Source organism: Sphingomonas sp. JC676, assembly GCF_014489075.1.
Classification (GTDB): Bacteria; Pseudomonadota; Alphaproteobacteria; order Sphingomonadales; family Sphingomonadaceae; genus Sphingomonas.
Map to the genome: position 1 here is coordinate 114,115 of NZ_JACTGR010000004.1, position 15,893 is coordinate 130,007.

A 15,893-nucleotide genomic window follows, 5' to 3' on the forward strand; every position below is an offset into this window, starting at 1 on the left:
CACCCCCCGGTGCTCACCCGGCAGAGGGATGTCCGTTCGGACATGTTTTGTAAAGAACCAGAAACATTGAATCCCGAGAGTGTGTTGCTGCCTTGTCACACCATGGTCATTCCGGAATCATGGAAGCGCATCGCCGACCGGCGACAAATGCGCTTCATCATGAAGAGTGACGTGTCAGAACGCCCGGGTGATCCCGAAGGTCGCGGCGGTGCGGCGATAGTCGTAGATGCCGACGGTCGAGCTGTTGCGCTCATACTCAAAACGGACGAGCGGCGCGAAACCCTGGAGCTGCAAGGCGCGGAAGGTGGCGCCGACGCCCAGCGTGAAGTTCCAGTCGCGGCGGCGTTCGGGGAAGAGGAACAGCCGCGCATCGGCCTCGAGCCGGCGGATTCCGGCATTGGCGTAAGCGGTGGTGCGGCCCATTTCGCGCCAGTAGAGCAGGCTCGCGCCGCCGGCGGCGGTAGCATAGCCGGGATCGCGCGCGGTCTGGCGGGTGGCGGAGAAGGTGACGCTGCCGCCCGCGCGGGCGCTGAACGCGCGCTCATAGCCGACGCTGCCGTTGAGGAGCAGGCCGTCCTGCAGGTCGTTCTGGCGATAATCGGTGTCGGCGATCGTGAAATTGGTGGTGAGCTGCGCCTTGCGGCCGAGCGGATGCTGCCAGTCGACGCTCGCGGTGGCGGTGCCGGCGTAGAGCGCGCCGCCATACCAGCGGAAGGTGCCGCCGATCGAAGGGCGGATCCGTTCGCGGCCCGGCGACCATTCGAGGCCGATCAGCGCGGAGGCGGAGACGTCGTTGAACTGGCCCTCGCGATAGAATTCGCCCTGGCCGGAAATGCGCGGCAGGACCGAAAGATCGGTGGCGACGGGAATGCGCGCATAGACCTGGCCCGCGGCGCGGGCGCCCAGCCCCGATTTCTGGCGGGCATCCTTCGAGAGCTCGAGCGGGGCGATGATCGTGTCGAGCGTCTCGGCATCGGTAGAACGGTTGATGTTGCTGTCGGGCACCAGCGCGAACTCGACGCTGGCGCCCCAGGGCTTGCGTGAGCGCAGCGCCTGGGCGAACTGATCGACGACCTGGGCCACCTGCGGCGGCAGGCCGCCGGCCTGAGCCTGGCGCAGCTCGCGCCGCGCGGCGGCCTCGTCGCCGATCGTCGCGAGGACGCGGGCGAGTTCGAGCCGGACGCGCGCCGCATCGGGCTTCTCGTCGAGCAAGGCGCGGAATTCGATCGCGGCGTCGCGGTTGCGGCCGAGGCGGGAGAGCATCATGCCGAGGCGAAAGCGCGCCTCGCTGCGGATCTCGATATCAGGATCGTGGGCGAGCGCGCGATACAGCGTCTCGGCATCGCCCGGCCGGCCGGCGGCCTCGGCCTGCGCGGCGAGCGCGAAGACCTGGGTCGCCTTGAGATTGTCGACCCGCTCGGCCCGCTGTCCGTCCTGCTGCTGAGCAAGCGCGGGTACGCCGTGCAGCGCTGCCACCGCCAGCGCCGCGGCCAAGGAAAACGCGCGAACCGTCACGACCACCTCTGGTATTGAGTACAGACCCTTAGGGCGCCTTCTTGCCGATGGTCACGCCGGTGAGCGTGCCGGCATCGCCATTGGCATAACCCTGGTTGATCGTGAAGCCGGCACCGAATTCCTGCGCATTTGGACCGAAAAAGGCGCCGTTGACCGAGCCGGTGGCGTTCGCGCCGCCGGCCGTCGCCGAGAATTGGCCCCCGCTCATCGCGTAGGACTGGAAGCCGAAGCTGCCGAAATCGCGGGTGCCGTCGGCATTGGTGCCGGTGATCGCGAGGCTGCCGCTGGCGCGGTTGCTCCCGAAATCGACATTCAGCCTGCTGGTGCCGCCTAGCGCATAGAAGGCGCTGGAAGCGGCGCCCTGGACCGAGCCCTGGCCATAGATCGCGCCATTGTAGCTGGCCGAGCCGGTGCGCGGCATCTGGCTGGCGGCGGTGCGCTGGCCGAGAAGCTGGTAGCCGGTGTCGGCCACGCCGTCGGGCTTGCGGAAGACGATCTCGGCGAAGCTGGTATAGCTGAGCGCGAGCGGGCTGCCGGCGGCGTTGTAGATGCGGGCGTCGAGCGTGCTGCCATCGGCCAGCGTCTTGCGGAACAGGTCAAAGGTCGCGCTGCTGCCGGCAAGGTCGCGATCGGCGCCGTCCAGTGACACGGTGCGGCCGGCGCTGGTGAGCGTGTAGCTCTGCGAGGCGGCGTTGTAGCTGATCGCGAGGGCATCGTCGCCAACGGGCGTCTTGCTGCTTGCCAGTGAGGCGTTGATGCTGTCGTCGACGCGCCCGGTGATCGTGCCGGTGCCGGCGCTGCCATCGGGATTGGTGACGCTCCAGACGGCGCCGACTTCCTCGGCGAGCGGGCCGTAGAAGCGCCCATGCAGTCCGCCGTTGAACGCGCTGCTCGCAGTCAGGTCGAAGGTGCCGCCGAACGCGTTGGTGCTGCTCGAGAGCTGGGCCTGGCCGTCGAACGTCCCCGTCGACAGGACCAGCGGCGTCGTGTCGACCGAATATTCGGTCAGCGTGCCAGTGGTGGTGATCGCGCCGGATCCGAAATTGACGCTTAACGTGCCGTCGCCGGTGAGGATCGATGGAACCTCACCATTCAGGGCGCCGATCAGATCGACCGCGTAGCCCGCGCTGCCGGTGCGCGGGAGCGCCGAATCGGGGGTCTCCACGCCATAGGTGAAGGCGCGGTTGTCGAGATCGAAATGATCGTTGGCCGGGACGAGCGGATCGCTGACCAACGTCTGGCGCTGCCAGAAGCCGGCGCCGACATATTGATAGGTCAGCGCGCCGCTGGTGCCGGGATTGGTGAGCGAAAGCGTGTCCAGGTGGGTGGCGTCGGATTTCAGATAGACGCTTATCGCCGCCGAGCTCTTCGAGGGATCGAGATCGCCGGGCAGGAAGGTCTGGCTGACCCCGTCGCTGGTGACCGTATAGCCATGGCTCGCCACGTCGAAATAGACCTGCAGACCCACGCTGCCGCCAGTGCAACTGCACTGGAAGGGAAACTGGTAGAAACTGCCGGCGAAGCCCGCAGCATCGTTAGTGAAGCTTTCGCTCTGGGTGAGATTGAGTAGCGACGCGTTGGCCGGCGCCGGGGTCGGCGTGGGGCCCGGTGTGGGCGTCGGCGTCGGCGTCGGGGTTGGCGTCGGAGTTGGAGTTGGGGTCGGCGTTGGCGTTGGGGTCGGCGTTGGGGTCGGCGTCGGCGTCGGCGTCGGTGTCGGTGTCGGTGTGGGGCTCGGCGATGGAGACGGGCTGGGCGACGGAGCCGGGGCGGGCGGAGGCGTGGGCGTGCTCGCAACGCCGCCGCCACCACCGCCGCACGAGGCCAGCAGTGCCAGGCTCGACGCCATGGTCGGGAGGATGAACCGTCGCTTCATTACAAATCCCTCGCAGAAATGCGCTTGCACCAGTTGCGAGAACCATGGCCTCTGGACCAATAAAACATCGTTAATGCGGCGCTTACCATCTGACGTTCGGTCGATCGCGGAGGTCAATTTCCGCACCGGGCGGGCGGCAGACCTGGTCATGCGGCGTTCACGGGATCGGGGCGATGCTGCGTGCAATAACAATGGGAGGGTGTTCATGGCGCGCATGATGCGAGCGATACGAAGCGGCGCTGCGGGCGCGGCGATGGTGCTATGGGCGGGCGCGGCGATCGCGGCGCCGGTGCCGCAGGACGCCCAGCAAGTGTCGCCGGACGACCGCGAGGCGCCTGAGGATTATGGCTGGATCGACCGTGCCGACGCCCTGTGGGACGCGATCGGCGATGCCCCGCCCGATTATTCCTTCGCCTTCGATGATGGCGAATCCCGGGGCGAGCCCTGGGCCTGGGAGACCGCCGACGGATACTGGATCGTCGTCGAGGATACGCCCGAGGGCATGCGCAGCTATTATTTCGAGCCGAACGCCGAGGGCCCGTTCCTAGCGCGCGAGGCGGACTACAGCTTCGGCTATGACGATGGCGAAATCGCGATGGTCTATGACGCCGGCGGCGGCGCGCTGCCGCGGGCTGAGGGCGCGGCCCATTTCGACGAGGGCGAGGCGCTGTACGACCGCGGCGTGGCGCTGCGCCGCGCGGTACGCCAGCGGAACTGGCAGCCGGTCGACACCACCGCCTGGGTGGATGTGAGCCTGGTGCTGATCGGGCTGCAGAACCAATGGGACGAGGGACGGCGGCGGCATCCGGGCTGGCGGCGGCACCGCGACCTGCCGAACGTGATCGCCTGGCATAACCGCTGGGACAGCGAGCATCGCCGCCGGGCCGACGCATCCGAGCGCTTCCGCCGCTGGCGCGAGGGCGGGTATCAGGGCAAGCCGCCGGGACGCCCGGGCGGCTGGGCGCACGGACCGCATGGGCCTGGCCGCGCCGACGGACAGCCGGGCCGCCCGGGCGGGCGGCCGCATCGCCCCGCAGTTCCCATCACCGGCCCGGATTCGGGGCCGATCGCCGCTGCCCGGCCCGCGAACGATGTGCCGCGCGAGACAGGTGAGCGGCCGGTGCGTGGCCCGCTTCCGCGCGGCAAGCTTTCGGACGGGCCCGCCGAAGCCGTGACCGGGGCGCCTCCGACGCGGCCCGGGCGCGGCAAGTGGCGCGGTGGCGATGGACGCCCGGGACGCGATCGTGGCGATGGCGCGCAGCCGGTAGCTGCCGCTCCGACGCCCGTGGTGGCGCCGGCAGCACCTGCCACACGGCCGGTGCCGGTGCCGCGGCCCGCGTTCCGCCCGCGCCCGTCGACGGACGCGCAGGGCGCGGGGTTCCAGCGTCCGCCGCGTCCGGCGTTCACACCGCGCGAACGGCCGGTTTCGGCGGCGCCGGCCGCAGCGTCACCGCAGCGGCCCGCTTATACGCCCCCGCCGCAGCAGCGGCCGGCGTCGGCGCCCGCGCCGCGGCCTCCGGCGCCCCGGTCCGCGCCGCCGCCGCGGCCGGCCAAGCTCGACCGCGGCGATACCGACAAGCCCTGACGCCTCAGGCCGGGCGAAAGGGGAGCAGCGATTGATATTGCGCGAGCGGCGGCGCGGCGGAGATCGCCGCGCCGTGGCGCAGCAGGAAAGCGTGGCGGACAATCTCCGCCTGCTGCTCGAGCCCATATTTCTCGAACGCCTGTCCGGGCTTGAGCGCATAGTCGTAGCGGCAGAAGGGGTGGCGCTTCAGCGGCAGGAAGATGCCCTTCTGGTGCTGCCAGATATGCACCATCTCATGGACGAACAGCCCCTGGACGCCGAGCGGCGCGGTGCTGAAATCGTCGAAATAGATGCCGCTCTTCGGATGGAAATGGATCGTGCCGAGCGGTGCCATCGTGGTGTTCGAGGGCTGGAAGAAGATGAACTTCGAATTGGCGATGCGCGCGCGCGCATAGTCGATCGCGGCGCCGAACACCGAGGCACAGAGCCGGGTTTCGCCTTCGGTGAGGGAGCGCGCAGCCATTGCGGCGACTATGGCGGATCGCTCCCGGGACCGCCAGTGTTGCATATGTGTAATACACTGCTAGGGTGCCGCCTGGAACGGGGAGTGCACATGGGCGGTATCGAATTGGGCAATGCGGGCGTGTTGCGTCCGGGCAAGCTGCGCTGGCTGCGCGCGATCGGATGGATGCTGCTGCTGTTCGTCGGGCTGACCGCGGTGTTCGCCCTCTTTACGAATTTCGGGTTGAAGCCCGCTGTCGAGGCGACGGGAGGCACCTTCACGACGCCGAAAGCGGCGCCGCAGGATATCAAGCTGGCGATGATCCTCGCCGGACTGGCGATCGTGATCGCGCTCTATGTGCTCGCCGTCCGGCTGGGCGAGAAAAGGCGGCCGGTGGAACTGGCGATGCGGGCATTGCCGATCGAGTTGCCCGCGGGGCTTGCGGTGGGCGGCGCGCTGATGGCGGCGACTTTGGGGACGCTCTGGGCAACGGGCTGGGTGACGATCCATCCGCAGCCGGTGACGCGCTTGATGCCAGCGGTGCGCGAGATGTTCCAGTCGGGCGTGCTCGAGGAATTGCTGTTCCGGCTGGTGGCGTTCCGGCTGCTGTGGCGCGCGTTCGGCGTGTGGTGGGCATTGGCGCTTTCGGCGGCCTTGTTCGGCGGGCTGCACCTGGGCAACCCCAACGCGACGATCTTCGCGGCGATCTGCATCGCGTTCGAGGCGGGGATCCTGCTTGCGGCCTTCTACGTGCTAACCGGGCGGGCATGGGCGCCGATCGGCGTGCATGCGGCGTGGAACTTCACCCAGGGCTGGATCTTCGGCGCGGCGGTCTCGGGATCGCCGGGCGGCTTTTCGGGCGGACCGCTGGCGACGCAGCCGGTGGCGGGCGTGCCGGCGATATTCTCGGGCGGCGCGTTCGGGCCCGAGGGTTCGCTGCCGGCCTTGCTGATCTGCACCGGCGCGGGCGCTGGCGTGCTGTGGCTGGCGTGGCGCCGGGGGAAGACGGTGCCGGCGGACTAGGGGCTACCGAAGTTCAGCGTCTGCTGTTGGTGGAAAGCGGCCATTCTCCTCACCGTCACCCGGGTCTTGTGCCGGGGTCCACCTATCCGCAAGCGAGTCGCTAGCGCCTTGGGCGTCTCACCAAATTGCGCAGTGGACCCCGACACAAGGCCGCGGTGACGGGTGGGTGCAAAGGCTCCATTACTGCCCGCCAGTGAGACGTAAGCGGCCCGTCCGAGCATAGGACGGGCTTGCCATTCGGCGCATCCGCGGCCAGTTAGGCGGGCTTCAACGGCCCAGGCAAGGAGTGCGGCATCATGCGGAACGGACAGGACATCGCTCGAACGATCCTCTCCTCCCGCGCGCTGGTGCCTCATGTCTCTTCTCACCCTGGACTCGCTTTCCGCCGCAACGCCTGAGGGCGTCCGGCTCTTCGACACTCTGACCCTGTCGGTCGGGCGCGAGCGCGTCGGGCTGGTGGGGCGCAACGGATCGGGCAAGTCGACCTTGCTGCGTATCGTCGCGGGCGAGGCCGTGCTCGCGGGCGGCAGCGTGACGCTGGGGGGCAGCCTCGGCGTGCTGCGGCAGGACTGGCCTGAAGACTGGCGCGCCGACGAGGCGCTGGGCGTGCGCGACGCGCTCGATCGGCTGGCGCGGATCGCGGCGGGTGCGGGCGACGAGACCGACTTTGCGGAAGCGGACTGGACGCTGGAGGCGCGGATCGCGGAGGCACTGGCCGAGACGGGGCTGGGCGGCGTGGCGCTCGACCGGAAGCTGGCGACCTTCTCGGGCGGCGAACGGACGCGGATCGGCATCGCCCGGCTCCGGATCGAGGCGCCCGACTTGCTGCTGCTCGACGAGCCGACCAACAATCTCGACGTCGAGGGGCGCGCGGCGATCGGCGCGCTGGTGGCCGGGTGGAAGGGCGGCGTGCTGGTCGCGAGCCATGACCGGACGCTGCTCGAGCTTATGGACCGGATCGTCGAGCTTACGCGGCTGGGCACGCGGGTGTTCGGCGGCGGCTGGTCGGCCTTTGCCGAGGCGCGCACGGGGGAGCGGGCGCGAGCCGAGGCGGAGCTGGAGCGCGCGCGCGGCGACCTGCGCGGGGTGGAGACGGCGGCGCGGCAGCAGCGCGAGCGCCAGGCGCGGCGCGACAGAGCGGGACGGGCCTTCGCCGCCAAGCGATCCGAGCCGAAGATATTGCTGGGGCGCCAGGCCGAGCGCGCCGAGAATTCGGGCGGGCGCGGCGAGCGGCTCGCCGAGCGCGTGCTAGGCGAGGCGGGCGAGCGGCTGGGCGCGGCAAAGGCGCAGATCGAGGTGGTGACGCCGCTGACGATCGAGCTGCCGGCGACGGGGCTGCCGGTCCACCGGCGCCTGCTTGCGTTCGAGGAGGTCACGCTGGCGCTGGGCGGACGGGTGCTCGGGCCGTGGCGGTTCGAGATTATCGGGCCCGAGCGGGTGGCGGTGGCGGGGCCGAACGGCGCGGGCAAGACCAGCCTGTTGCGGATCGCGATGGGCTGGACGGCGCCTAGCGGCGGGACGGTACGGCGTGCCGAGGGACGGTTGGCGATGCTGGACCAGCATGTCGGGCTGCTCGATCCGGCGCTGTCGATCCTCGACAATTTCCGGCGGCTGCATGCCGAGCTCGGCGAACGCGAGGCTTATGCGGCGTGCGCGCGCTTCGCGTTCCGCAATCGGGATGCGCTCAAGCTGGTGCACGATTTGAGTGGAGGCGAGAGGCTGCGCGCCGGACTGGCCTGCGTGCTGGCGGGCTCGGCGCCGCCGCAACTGCTGCTGCTCGACGAACCGACCAACCATCTCGACATGGAGTCGGTGGAGGTGCTGGAGGCGGCGCTGGCGGGGTATGATGGCGCGCTGCTGGTGGTGAGCCACGACGCGGCGTTTCTGGAGGCGATCGGAGTGACGCGGGATGTGGTGGTCGGCGGCTCATCGGGTTATTGACTGATCATTCCATAATTCCTATTTGCTGGCCATGGCGAGACCAAAGGCATTCGATGTGGACCTGGCGCTGGACAACGCCGTGGACGTGTTCCGCGAACACGGCTTCGAAGGCACGTCAGCCGAAATGCTGGTGCGGGCAATGGGTATCGGCCGGCAGAGCCTCTACGATACGTTCGGCGACAAATGGCAGCTCTACCGCGATGCGCTGCGCCGGTACGCGACTGTCGAAACCCATGCCCATGTCATCGCGCTGCGCAGCCGGGAGCGGGCGCTGGACGGCATCCGCGCGATGATCGACCGCGTGATCGATGATGCCGGCAATGCCTGTCTCGGCGTCAATTCGACGTGCGAGTTCGGGGCGAGCCGCCCGGATCTCGAAGAGATCAAGGTCGCTGCAGGGCGCGTGCTGCACGGCGCGATCTGCGAACGGGTGCGCGAGGCACAGGCCCAAGGAGACGTTTCTGCCGATCTCGTCCCCGAGTCCGTTGCCGCGTTCCTGGAGGCCAGCTTCTCAGGCATCCGCATCGCCGCTCGGGGCGGCGGCGATCCGGCGCAGCTTCGTATGCTCGGCGATCTCGCAATGCGCGCCCTGCGCTGAGTTTTTTGCCCTTTAATGGAACGATCGTTCAAATAACCTAAGGACCCAATCCGATGTCGAATCCGACCATTCTCATCACCGGCACCAGCAGCGGCTTGGGCCAGAAGACCGCGCTCCATTTCGCCGAGCAGGGTTGGAACGTCGCCGCGACGATGCGCACGCCGGAGCGCGATACCATGCTGCGGGGGCATGACCGCATCGCAGTGATTCCTCTTGACGTTACCGATGTGGATTCGGTGCGGGCCGGGGTGGCGGCAGCGATCGAGCGCTTCGGCCGGATCGACGTGGTGGTGAACAATGCCGGGGTCGGCGCCTATGGTCCGCTCGAGCTGGCCGAAGAGGCGACGATCGACTGGCAGTTCGCGGTCAATGTGCGGGGCCCGATCAACGTGATCCGGGCGATGCTTCCGCATTTCCGCGCCAACCGCGCCGGGACATTCGTCAATGTCAGCTCCTATATGGGCCTGACCAGCGCGGTGCCGACCGGATCGCTCTACAACATGTCCAAATTCGCGCTGGAGGGCCTGACCGAGGGGCTGAGCTACGAGCTGCGCCCGTTCGGCATCCGGTTGCGGCTGATCGAGTCCGGCGGGTTCAAGGGCAACAGCTTCCTCGACAACATGGTGTTCAGCCGCGCCGGCGACGGCGGCGACTATGCCGCGGTGATCACGAATGTGGAGCGCAGGTTCGCGGAGGTCGACGAGACGCGCCTCGATGACGCGCAGACGATCGTCGATGCGATCCACGCCGCCGCGACGCGCGAGGATGCCAGGTTCCGCACGGTAATTGGCGCGGACGGGAATGCGCTGATGGCGATGCGGAATTCGATGCCGATCGAGGACTATCTCGACACGATCGCGGCGCAGTTCGGGCTGTAGGCCGAGCTGTCGGGCGGCGAGTGGCGGTGGAGATCGACTAGGGGCCTGAGGGGGCACACCTTTTCCAGGTGTCGGTGCCGAGAATGCCGCCCTTGCTCCTGTCTTCCACCAGACTCCCCGTCCCCTCGGGCAGGACGGTAAGCGTCTGAAGAATGGCCCGCCGGCCATTCCGAACGAGCACGCGGATACCGCCATCGCCCAGTGTCTCGATCGCCATGCCGTGCCAGTCGGCGTCGGCGGAAGCCGCCATATGGGGCAATTTGCCCTCCGGCTCACCCACCAGGCATGCCGCGACCTCATCGGGATTCTTCGGTGTATGCACGATCGTGGTCGGCTTCGACGGAAGCGGCAACAGAAGTAAGAGGCCGAGCAAAGGCAGACCTGCGGCTAACCAAATGGCTATCCGCGCATCGAACTTCGGCGCGTCGGCATAGCTCATGCCGGCTCGCCGAAATCCTCGTGCACCATGTCGAACTCGCGGACGCCGCGCGCGCGGCGGGCGGTGTTGACGAGGTCGCGCAGGTTTTCGCGGCGGGCGCGGGCGTGGTCGACGTCGCGGATGATCAGCGGGGCGTCGCGCGTCGTCTCGTCGGACGAGGTGATGGTGATCGTGCCGATGTCCGCCATCTGGTTGATGATGGTGAAGTCGATCCGGACATCCTTGACCCGGTAGAGCTCGATCTCGTCGATCGACTTGGAGAATATGCCCTTGTGGAGGATCAGCCGGTCGCTGGTGACCTCATAGGTGGTCGCGAGATTGGCGATCCATTTGACCAGGATGATGATCAGCCCCACCCCGACCAGGCAGAGCAGCAGCGTGCCCCAGCCGGCGAGCGTGCCGCGCAGCCAACCCCAGGTGGAGGAACGGAAACGGTCGATCACTTGGGTCACTATGCTGTCTCCCGCCGATAACGCGGGCAGGATAGCGCAGCCGCGCGAGGGCGCCAGCCTCGTTGCGGCGATTGTCGAGTTGATGATAGCGAGCAACGGTCATGACGCGAGGCTTGCTGATGCTGAAGTGCGGGGCGCTGTCGATCGTTGGGTTCTTCCTCTTGCCTCTGCCGGCGCTCGCGCAGGACGCGGGCTTCGAGGCGAAGGTCCGCGCCGCGGGCGAGACCTATCTCGCGGCTGAAAAGGGTGTCGGCCTGTCAATCGGCGTCCTCCGTGACGGCCGATCCCATTACTATGATTTTGGAACGGCGACGAAGGGCGGTGCTGCGTCGACGCGCGATACAGCCTATGAGATCGGGTCGATATCGAAGACGATCAGCGGGCTGCTGCTGGCGCGGGCGGTGATCGCCGGCAAGGCGAGCCTGGACGACGATGTCCGCAAATATCTGGACGGCGCCTATCCCAAGCTCGCCTACGAGGGCGCGCCGATCCGGCTGCTGCACCTTGCCAACATGACCTCGGCGCTGCCCGACAATCTGCCGGACCTGTCCGGGCTCGATCCCGATCCCGGGCATATCGAGCATGCGGCGGCGCTTGCCGCCTATGGCAAGGACCGGTTCCTGGAGGATCTGCGCGGCGTCGCCCCGAGCGCGAAGCCAGGAGAGAATGTGGCGCATTCGAACGTCGCGGCGCAGCTGCTGACCCATGTCCTCGAGCGGATCTATGGCGCGCCCTACGACGCGATCCTGAAGCGCGAGATCGAGGGGCCGCTGGGCTTCGCGGCGCGCGGTGAAGCGATGGGGTATGAAGCGAGCGGGGCAGCAGCGGCGGTGCTGCCGCGCGACAAGTTCGGCTATCGTTATTCGACCGCGGACATGCTGCGCTACGCCGCGCTGCAGCTGAACGAAGCCGACGCCGCCGTTGCGCTCAGCCACAAGGGGACCTGGTTCACGCTCGACCGCAAGACCTATGTCGGGCTCACCTGGATCGTAAGCGAACTGCCCGGCGGCGGTCGTCAGCTGCGCTATTCGGGCGGCACCTGGGGCTTTGCCAGCGTGATGATGCTCTATCCCGAGCGCAAGCTGGGCGTGGTGCTGATGGCGAACAATGCGAGCGATACCGCGCAGGACAAGCTTAGCGGGATCGCGACGCAACTGGCGGACGCGCTGGCGGCCGAGGGGAAGTGAGCGGACGCCGTTGGGACGGCCGTAATTATTTGGGCGCCGGATCGCCTGCGCCGACCACTTTCGCCGGCGCCTCGATCTTCTTCCCGCTGGCGAAGGCGAGGGTGACCGGCACGGTGTCGCCCGGCTTCACATTGGGGCCGACCGAGAAGAGCATGACGTGCTTGCCGCCGGGCTCGAAGGCCACGGCGCCGCCGGCGGGGACGGGGATATCCTCGACCGGGGCCATCGAAATCATGCCGTGATCGCCCTTCATGCTCTCGTGCATCTCGGCCCGAATCGCGAAGGGGGCCGAGACCGCGACCAGCGTGTCGGCCTGCTTGCCGCCCTGGACCTTGAAATAAGCGGCGCCGGGCTGGCCGGTCACCGCGGGCAGGCGGACCCATGCGCCGTCGACCGTGGTTTCGGCCGGCTGGCAGGCGGAAAGAAACGCCACCGCAACGATCCCTGCAACTATGCGCATTCCACAGACTCCCGTTTCGGGAAATCCCCTAGGAACCGCAGCTTCTTGCGGCAAGCGGAAGCGCACCTATATGCCCGGAGGTGAGCCCGAACCCAAGTCGCCTATGCTGGGGCTTCGGGCGGGCAAATTGTTGAAACTGTTTTGAATCTGGGGGCCAACGAGGGACCATGGCTAAAGTTATCGGAATTGATCTGGGCACCACCAACAGCTGCGTCGCTGTGATGGAAGGTGGCAAGCCCAAGGTGATCGAGAATGCGGAAGGTGCGCGCACCACCCCTTCGATCGTCGCCTTCGCCAAGGATGGCGAGCGCCTGATCGGTCAGCCCGCCAAGCGCCAGGCGGTGACCAACGGCGACAACACGATCTTCGCGGTGAAGCGCCTGATCGGCCGCCGCTTCGACGATCCCGTCACCAAGAAGGACACCGAGCTGGTGCCCTATTCGATCGTTCGCGGTTCGAATGGCGACGCGTGGGTCAAGGCGGGCGGCGAGGATTATTCGCCTTCGCAGATCTCGGCTTTCATCCTGCAGAAGATGAAGGAAACTGCCGAATCCTATCTCGGCGAGACCGTCTCGCAGGCCGTCATCACCGTGCCGGCTTACTTCAACGACGCGCAGCGCCAGGCGACCAAGGACGCCGGCAAGATCGCGGGTCTTGAGGTTCTCCGCATCATCAACGAGCCGACGGCGGCTGCTCTTGCTTACGGGCTGGAGAAGAACGACGGCAAGACGATCGCGGTCTATGACCTTGGCGGCGGCACTTTCGACATCTCGGTGCTCGAGATCGGCGACGGCGTGTTCGAGGTGAAGGCCACCAACGGTGACACCTTCCTGGGCGGCGAGGACTTCGACTCCAAGATCGTCCAGTTCCTGGCCGACGAGTTCAAAAAGGCCGAGGGCATCGACCTGACCAAGGACAAGCTGGCCCTCCAGCGGCTGAAGGAAGCCGCCGAGAAGGCCAAGATCGAGCTGAGCTCGGCCCAGCAGACCGAAGTCAATCTGCCCTTCATCACCGCGGACCAGAACGGCCCGAAGCATTTGGTGAAGACGATCAACCGCGCCGAACTGGAGCGTCTGGTCGACGACCTGATCCAGCGCACGCTGGAGCCGTGCCGCAAGGCGCTGGCCGATGCCGGCGTCAAGGCGAGCGCGATCGACGAGGTCGTGCTGGTCGGCGGCATGACCCGCATGCCGCGCGTCCGCCAGGTCGTGAAGGATTTCTTCGGCAAGGAGCCGCACACCGGCGTGAACCCCGATGAGGTGGTTGCGATCGGTGCCGCCATCCAGGCGGGCGTGCTGCAGGGCGACGTCAAGGACGTGCTGCTGCTCGACGTGACCCCGCTGTCGCTGGGCATCGAGACGCTGGGTGGCGTGTTCACCCGGATGATCGACCGCAACACGACGATCCCGACCAAGAAGTCGCAGACCTATTCGACCGCTGACGACAATCAGCAGGCCGTGACGATCCGCGTCTTCCAGGGCGAGCGCGAAATGGCGGCGGACAACAAGATCCTCGGCCAGTTCGACCTGGTCGGCATCCCGCCGGCGCCGCGCGGCGTGCCGCAGATCGAGGTCACCTTCGACATCGACGCCAACGGCATCGTCAACGTGTCCGCCAAGGACAAGGGCACCGGCAAGGAGCAGCAGATCCGCATCCAGGCCTCGGGTGGTCTCTCGGACGCCGATATCGACCAGATGGTCCGTGACGCCGAGCAGTTCGCCGACGAGGACAAGAAAAGGCGTGCGGGCGCCGAGGCGAAGAACAACGCCGAGAGCCTGATCCACACGACCGAGCGCCAGCTCCAGGAGAATGGCGACAAGGTCGATGCATCGCTGAAGGCCGAGATCGAGGCCGCGGTTGCCGAGACCAAGGCTGCAGTCGAGGGCGGCGACGCCGACGACATGCAGGCCAAGGCGCAGAATCTTGCCCAGGTGGCGATGAAGCTGGGTCAGGCGATCTACGAGAAGCAGGCCGCGGCCGAGGCTTCGCCCAGCGCCGATGGCGCAGCGGCGGGCTCCGAGGCCGGTGGCGAGGAAGTGGTCGACGCCGAGTTCTCGGAAGTGGACGACAACAAGGCGTAACTGAAACTTCCCTCCCTCCCCGCTTGCGGGGAGAGGGTCGGGGAGAGGGGGCTTGGGGTGATGGTGGTGGCTTTTCGCATGGAAATGTCAGCCCCTCTCCCAACCCTCTCCCCCGGAGGGGAGAGGGCTTTTTAGATGACCACCGAAGTCGATTTTTACGAGCTGCTCGAGGTCGAGCGCACCGCCGACGACGCAACGCTGAAGGCGGCGTATCGCAAGCTCGCGATCAAATACCATCCGGACAAGAATGACGGGTGCAAGGACTCCGAAGCCAAGTTCAAGGCGATCAGCGAGGCCTATGACTGCCTGAAGGATCCGCAGAAGCGCGCGGCCTATGACCGGTTCGGCCATGCCGCATTCAAGGGCGGGATGGGCGGCGGGCAGCAGGGTCCCGATTTCGGCGCGTTCAGCGACATCTTCGAAAGCGTGTTCGGCGAGTTCATGGGCGGACGCGGCGGTGGCCGGCCGCAGCGCCGCGGCGCTGACTTGCGCTACGACATGGAGATCAGCCTGGAGGATGCGTTCCACGGGCGGGTGAGCGAGATCACCGTCGACGTATCGGGCGTGTGCGATCCCTGCCATGGCAGCGGCGCGACCCCGGGCACCCAGGCCAAGACCTGCGCCCAGTGCGGTGGCCAGGGCAAGGTGCGCGCGCAGCAAGGCTTCTTCATGGTCGAGCGGACCTGCCCGGTCTGCCACGGCGCGGGCGAAGTGATCGCCGAGCCGTGCAAGCATTGCCGGGGCGAGGGCCGCACCGACAAGACCAAGACGCTCTCGATCAACGTGCCGCCCGGCGTGGACGAAGGCACGCGGATCCGCCTGGCCGGCGAAGGCGAGGCGGGCGCGCGCGGGGCGCCGGCGGGCGACCTCTACATCTTCCTGCACGTGACCAAGCATCAGATCTTCGAGCGGCAGGGCACGACGCTCTACGCGACCGCGCCGATCAGCTTCACCACTGCGGCCTTGGGCGGCGAGATCACGCTGCCCGGTCTCGACGGCGACCATCACGTCATCCGCATCACGCCGGGCACCCAATCGGGCCGCGAGGTGCGCCAGCGCGGCGCGGGCATGCCGGTGCTGCAGGGGCGCGGGCGCGGCGACCTGGTCGTGCAGTTGACGGTGGAGACGCCGACCCGGCTTTCGGCGAAACAGAAGGAACTGCTCGAGGAATTCCGCTGCCTGGAGACGGGTGACGAATGCCCGCAGAGCCAGGGCTTCTTCGCGAAGATCAAGTCCGCGCTGGGCTGATATAGCCTCAATCGCGATCACGCGGTGAAATAAACAAGGGCCTCGCAAGTCATCTTGCGAGGCCCTTGTTTATTTGGTGCGATTCCTGATGCATTATAGTGAATACGCGTCGCCGGCGCGGCTTAATTGGTTAAATTCCAGGATTGAGACGTTAACTACGACTACAGGACG

14 protein-coding genes are annotated in these 15,893 nt (G+C 67.4%); 8 read left to right on the forward strand and 6 right to left on the reverse strand.

Translation table 11 applies throughout. The annotated features are described in order from the left end of the window. Positions 1-174 precede the first annotated feature (174 nt). Positions 175-1,515 carry a surface lipoprotein assembly modifier gene (locus tag IAG41_RS13960; protein ID WP_316251157.1) on the reverse strand — a complete coding sequence of 447 codons (1,341 nt, stop codon included), beginning with the start codon at positions 1,513-1,515 and terminating at the stop codon, positions 175-177. A gap of 28 nt (positions 1,516-1,543) precedes the next feature. Continuing rightward, positions 1,544-3,388 (reverse strand): transferrin-binding protein-like solute binding protein, encoded by a 1,845-nt coding sequence (locus tag IAG41_RS13965; RefSeq protein WP_187729276.1) that lies wholly within the window; start codon positions 3,386-3,388, stop codon positions 1,544-1,546. A 205-nt stretch (positions 3,389-3,593) separates the two neighbouring features. On the opposite strand from IAG41_RS13965, the gene IAG41_RS13970 reads away from it, so the two are divergent. Beyond that, on the forward strand, positions 3,594-4,973 hold the full coding sequence (locus IAG41_RS13970; RefSeq protein WP_187729277.1) for a hypothetical protein: 1,380 nt from the start codon (positions 3,594-3,596) through the stop codon (positions 4,971-4,973). Positions 4,974-4,977: 4 nt separating this feature from the next. Here the strand turns inward: IAG41_RS13970 and IAG41_RS13975 are convergent, their stop codons facing one another. Beyond that, positions 4,978-5,436, reverse strand: coding sequence for a vgr related protein (locus IAG41_RS13975; protein WP_187729278.1), 459 nt, complete (start codon positions 5,434-5,436; stop codon positions 4,978-4,980). A gap of 90 nt (positions 5,437-5,526) precedes the next feature. On the opposite strand from IAG41_RS13975, the gene IAG41_RS13980 reads away from it, so the two are divergent. From IAG41_RS13980 to IAG41_RS13995, 4 genes are all read left to right on the forward strand, one after another. Next, a complete protein-coding gene (locus tag IAG41_RS13980; protein ID WP_187729279.1) occupies positions 5,527-6,438 on the forward strand; it encodes a CPBP family intramembrane glutamic endopeptidase in 912 nt (303 codons plus the stop codon). 354 nt (positions 6,439-6,792) lie between these two features. After that, complete coding sequence (locus IAG41_RS13985; protein WP_187729280.1) at positions 6,793-8,379, forward strand: ABC-F family ATP-binding cassette domain-containing protein; 1,587 nt, start codon at positions 6,793-6,795, stop codon at positions 8,377-8,379. 55 nt (positions 8,380-8,434) lie between these two features. Next, the gene (locus IAG41_RS13990) at positions 8,435-8,977 is read left to right on the forward strand and encodes a TetR/AcrR family transcriptional regulator (protein WP_316251158.1); all 543 of its coding nucleotides are present in this window, start codon (positions 8,435-8,437) and stop codon (positions 8,975-8,977) included. A 53-nt stretch (positions 8,978-9,030) separates the two neighbouring features. Next, on the forward strand, positions 9,031-9,855 hold the full coding sequence (locus tag IAG41_RS13995; RefSeq protein WP_187729281.1) for an SDR family oxidoreductase: 825 nt from the start codon (positions 9,031-9,033) through the stop codon (positions 9,853-9,855). Positions 9,856-9,892: 37 nt separating this feature from the next. On the opposite strand, the gene IAG41_RS14000 is transcribed toward IAG41_RS13995, so the two are convergent. Further along, positions 9,893-10,294, reverse strand: coding sequence for a hypothetical protein (locus IAG41_RS14000; protein WP_187729282.1), 402 nt, complete (start codon positions 10,292-10,294; stop codon positions 9,893-9,895). Next, positions 10,291-10,746, reverse strand: coding sequence for a PH domain-containing protein (locus tag IAG41_RS14005; RefSeq protein ID WP_187729283.1), 456 nt, complete (start codon positions 10,744-10,746; stop codon positions 10,291-10,293). Before IAG41_RS14005 ends, IAG41_RS14000 begins: the two co-directional genes overlap by 4 nt. Before the next feature lie 101 nt (positions 10,747-10,847). Here IAG41_RS14005 and IAG41_RS14010 point away from each other — a divergent pair, with 101 nt between their 5' ends. Then, a complete protein-coding gene (locus tag IAG41_RS14010; protein ID WP_187729284.1) occupies positions 10,848-11,933 on the forward strand; it encodes a serine hydrolase domain-containing protein in 1,086 nt (361 codons plus the stop codon). 25 nt (positions 11,934-11,958) lie between these two features. Here the strand turns inward: IAG41_RS14010 and IAG41_RS14015 are convergent, their stop codons facing one another. Beyond that, positions 11,959-12,393, reverse strand: coding sequence for a copper chaperone PCu(A)C (locus IAG41_RS14015; protein WP_187729285.1), 435 nt, complete (start codon positions 12,391-12,393; stop codon positions 11,959-11,961). 167 nt (positions 12,394-12,560) lie between these two features. Here IAG41_RS14015 and dnaK point away from each other — a divergent pair, with 167 nt between their 5' ends. Both dnaK and dnaJ read left to right on the forward strand, forming a co-directional pair. Next, positions 12,561-14,474: a molecular chaperone DnaK gene (gene dnaK, locus IAG41_RS14020; RefSeq protein ID WP_187729286.1), complete on the forward strand. Its 1,914-nt coding sequence runs from the start codon at positions 12,561-12,563 to the stop codon at positions 14,472-14,474. A gap of 135 nt (positions 14,475-14,609) precedes the next feature. Beyond that, the gene (dnaJ, locus tag IAG41_RS14025; protein ID WP_187729287.1) at positions 14,610-15,722 is read left to right on the forward strand and encodes a molecular chaperone DnaJ; all 1,113 of its coding nucleotides are present in this window, start codon (positions 14,610-14,612) and stop codon (positions 15,720-15,722) included. Positions 15,723-15,893: the final 171 nt, after the last annotated feature.